The sequence below is a fragment of the Kitasatospora sp. NPDC058190 genome (assembly GCF_042883685.1).
In the GTDB taxonomy this organism is placed as follows: domain Bacteria; phylum Actinomycetota; class Actinomycetes; order Streptomycetales; family Streptomycetaceae; genus Kitasatospora.
Genome location: NZ_JBHVVI010000256.1, coordinates 1 through 3,984, shown reverse-complemented (window position 1 = coordinate 3,984; position 3,984 = coordinate 1). Strand labels below are relative to the sequence as shown.

The window sequence follows — 3,984 nt, the reverse complement described above, 5'->3', positions numbered from 1 at the left end:
ACCGACAGTCGCCTCATCGATCCAACAAACCGCCATCGACAACAAACTCATGGACACCTATGCGCACCAAAACGACCTCAATCCCCAACAGTTCAGAACCCCTTCGACCACTACCGCACCGAGGCCGGGTTCAGCGCCACCAGCGGCGGCAAGGCCGTCCCGGTCGGCCTGGTCTTCACCGACACCGACCCGTTCTTCGTGGTGCGCCCGCAGGCGAAGGCCTCGGCCACCGGCAGCGTCACCCTGGACGCCAGGATCACCCGCTCCCGCAGCACCTTCATCCTCTCCTGGTTCATGATCGCCGCGATGGGGGCCATCGCCCTGGCCGTCCTCGGCGCCGCCGAGGTGCTCTTCCGCAAGCGCGAGGGTCTGGTCTGGCCCTCCCTGGGCTGGATGGCGGCAAGCCTCTTCGCCCTGATCGGCATGCGCAACGCCGCCCCCGGCTCGCCGCCGATCGGCTCGCTGATGGACTACGTGGCGTTCTTCTGGGCCGAGGGGATCATCGCCGCGAGCCTGGCCTGCACCGCCTGGTCCGGCATCCGCACCGAACACCGGTTGCGCCGCGAGCGGGAAGCCGTGGGGGCCGCCGACGCCTCCTGAGCGGACGGCATCCGAGCGGATTCCCCCGAACGGCGGAGGCGTGCCGCACCGGACCCTGACCTTCCAGTCAGTAGCCTGCGGAGCCGAACCCCGACACCTACCGGAACGAGGCTCCATGGCTCACCCCCGGCCGTCCCGCCGCGCCCTGCTGCAGTCCGGGGCCGCGCTCGCCGCCCTGGCCCTGGCCGGCGGCTGCTCCTCCGACGGCGGCGCGGAGGAGCAGCCACCCGGCCCGAACGGTACGGCGTCGGGCGGTCCGGCCGCCTCGGGCAGCCCGGCCGCCAAGGCCCGCGCGATGCCCGCCGAGTCGAGCCCGCACGCCCGTACCTTCATGGCCTGGCCGGCCCTGGAAGAGGTGTGGGGTGACCAACTCCCCGGCGTTCGGCAGGACATCGCCGGCCTGGCCCAGGCCGTCGCGGGCTTCGAACCGGTCGTCCTGCTGGCCAGGCCCGACCAGGCCGACCAGGCACGCCAGGCCTGCGGCTCCTCGGTCGAGGTGCTGGAGCTGATGGTCGACGACCTGTGGGCCCGGGACACCGGCCCGACCTTCGTCACCGGCTCCCAGGGCCTCGCCGGGATCGACTTCAACTTCAACGGCTGGGGCGGCAAGCAGACCCACGTCAACGACAGTCAGGTCGCCCGCAACGTCCTCGACCACTACGGCATCACCCGCCTCCAGGCCCCGATCACCGGCGAGGGCGGCGGCATCGAGGTGGACGGCGAGGGCACCCTGATGGCCACCGAGAGCTCCTGGGTCAACGACAACCGCAACCCCGGCAAGAGCCGCGACCAGATCGAGGCGGGCTTCAAGGAGCTGCTCGGCGTCGAGAAGGTGATCTGGTTCAAGGGTGTCGCCGGGCAGGACATCACCGACTGCCACGTGGACGCCCTCGCCCGCTTCGCCGAGCCCGGCACCGTCGTGCTGCACCGCCCGGCCGCCGACACCCCGCCGGACGTCTGGACCACCGCCTCCGCGCAGGCCCTTCAGGTGCTGCAGTCCGCGACCGACGCCAGGGGCCGGACGCTCAAGGTGGTCGACCTCCCCGAGCCGGACGTCGACCTGATCCAGGGCGCGGGCAAGAACTTCCTCGCCACCTACATCAACTACTACGTCTGCAACGGCGGCGTCATCGTCCCGCGCTTCGGCGACAAGGCCGCCGACGACCGCGCGGCCGGCATCATCGGTGACCTCCACCCCGGCCGCAAGGTCACCCAGCTGACCATCAACCACATCGCCGCGGGCGGCGGCGGCATCCACTGTGCCACCCAGCAGCAGCCCGCCGCCGGGACCGCGACGTCGGGACCGTGACGAGGGGTGTGGAGACGGGGTGTGGTGACGGGCCGGGATGACGGGGCGTGACGACCGGCCGTCCGTCCGGTTCGGGGCGGGCGTGGCGGCGGGCCCACCGGCCGGTCACGCCCTGGCGGACAGCGAGTCCAGCAGGGTCCGCAGCACCCGGCCGGCGTCCACCGCGCCGTCCAGCGAGCCGATCGCGGCGAGCCCGTCCACGGCGGCGGCGAAGGCCTCGCCGAGCGGCACCGGGTCGGTGTCGGTGCCGCGCTCCTCGACCAGGCACCGGAACAGCCGGACGAAGGAGGAGCGCCAGCGCGCGTACTCGGCCTCCAGGGCGGTGCGGACGCGTTCGTCGTTCAGGGCCAGCCAGTGCAGGGCCGCGTGCAGCCGCGCCAGGTCGGGGCTCTCCGGCCGGGTGAGCAGCGCCAGGACCCGGTCGGCGCGCTCGGCGTAGCCGCCCGCCTCGGTGACGGCCTCCTCGAGCGGCGTGATCCACTCGGGCCGGATGTCCTGCACCACGGCGACGATCAGCTCGGTGCGGTCCGCGAAGTGGTAGTGGCACATCCCGTGCGAGACCCCGCACAGCGCGGCCACGTTGCGGGTGGTGAACCGCCCGGCGCCGTCGCCCGCGAGGAGGGTGCGGGCGGCCGCGATCAGTCGGGTCCGGGTCTGCTCGCCCTTGGCGGAGGCGCGCGCCCGGCCGCCGCCCGGTCCGGAGTCCGGTCGCGGGGCCGCGCCGGTCGCCTGTGTCGCCATGGCCGTCACTGTAGCCACTCCGGGGGCGGCGGCAGGGCGAATCGGTGCGGATGCCTGCGCAAAGTATTGACCGAGCGCTTGGTCAGTTTTACCTTTTCGGTCAACTCGTCCACCGCCAAAGGACATTGAAAGGGAGGCAGTGATGGAGGAAGGCTTCAGACCCCACACCACCGACGACCCCCGACCGACCGTCGGGGCCCGACTCGGCCGCCGCGGGTTCCTGACGGCCGCCGGGCTCGCCGTCGCCGGCACCGCGCTGACCGGCGCGACCGTCGGCCAGGCCCGGGCCGCCACCCGGGCCCGCGGCACCACGGCGGCCCCGCGGCTCGCGGCGGGCCTGCGGGTACCGCTGGACACCGTCCCGCACACCCGGACCTGGATGGCCTGGCCGGACAGCAGCACCATCTGGCGCGGCAAGCTCGGCGGCGCCCAGTCCAACATCGCCCTCGTCGCGCGGACCATCGCCAAGTACGAGCCGGTGACCATGTGTGCCAACCCGGCCAGCGTCGGCAAGGCGCGCTCGATGTGCGGCTCGGCCGTCACCGTCATCGGGGACGTCCCCGTCGACGACTGCTGGATGCGGGACACCGGCCCGGTCTTCCGCACCGACGGCCTGGGCGGCCTCGACACCATCGGCCTCAACTTCAACGGCTGGGGCAACCATCAGAACCCGCACGGCAACGACGCCCTGGTCGCCCAGCGCGTCGCCGCCTACCTCGGCCTCCCGTTCACCGCCGCCGGACTGGTCTCCGAGGGTGGCGCCATCGAGACCGACGGCTCCGGCACGCTGATGGCCACCCGGAGCAGCATCATCAACGCCGACCGCAACCCCGGCATGTCCCAGGCGGCGATCGAGAGCGCCATGTGCGCCGCCTACGGTGCCACCGAGGTGATCTGGTTCCCCGGCATCGCCGGCCAGGACATCACCGACGACCACGTGGACGCCACCTCGCGCTTCCTCGGCGGCGGCACGGCCGTCGTCCAACTGCCGCTGCCCAGCGACACCGACGTCTGGTCCCAGGACGAGCGCCAGCAGTACGCGATCCTCGGCTCCGCCACCAGCGCCCAGGGAGCCCCGATCTCGGTCAGCACCATCCAGGGCCCCGACTACTACCGGATCCGCTCCACCGACCCGAACTTCGTCGGCTCCTACGCCAACTACTACCTCTGCAACAACGCGGTGATCTCGGCCCAGTTCGGTGACACCCAGGCCGACAGCGCCGCCCGCGCCGCCCTCGCCCGGCTGTTCCCCGGCCGTACCGTCGAACAGCTCAACATCTGGCAATTATACGCATCTGACGCTGACGACGATGTAGGGAGAGTAGATCTCGGTG

General features: G+C 72.2%; 4 protein-coding genes. 3 read left to right on the top strand and 1 reads right to left on the bottom strand.

Going from position 1 to position 3,984, the window contains the following annotated elements; all coding sequences use genetic code 11:
• Both ACFVWU_RS44515 and ACFVWU_RS44510 read left to right on the top strand, forming a co-directional pair.
• A partial coding sequence (locus ACFVWU_RS44515; RefSeq protein WP_387632356.1) for a DUF4436 family protein occupies positions 1–600 on the top strand: 600 nt, incomplete at its 5' end.
• Positions 601–715: 115 nt separating this feature from the next.
• Positions 716–1,909 carry an agmatine deiminase family protein gene (locus ACFVWU_RS44510; protein WP_387632353.1) on the top strand — a complete coding sequence of 398 codons (1,194 nt, stop codon included), beginning with the start codon at positions 716–718 and terminating at the stop codon, positions 1,907–1,909.
• A 105-nt stretch (positions 1,910–2,014) separates the two neighbouring features.
• Here ACFVWU_RS44510 and ACFVWU_RS44505 read toward each other — a convergent pair whose 3' ends face one another.
• Positions 2,015–2,650, bottom strand: a complete 636-nt coding sequence (locus ACFVWU_RS44505) for a TetR/AcrR family transcriptional regulator (protein ID WP_387632350.1) — start codon at positions 2,648–2,650, stop codon at positions 2,015–2,017.
• 142 nt (positions 2,651–2,792) lie between these two features.
• Between ACFVWU_RS44505 and ACFVWU_RS44500 the strand changes: the two genes are divergently transcribed.
• The coding region (locus tag ACFVWU_RS44500) for an agmatine deiminase family protein (RefSeq protein WP_387632348.1) at positions 2,793–3,984 on the top strand (1,192 nt) is incomplete at its 3' end.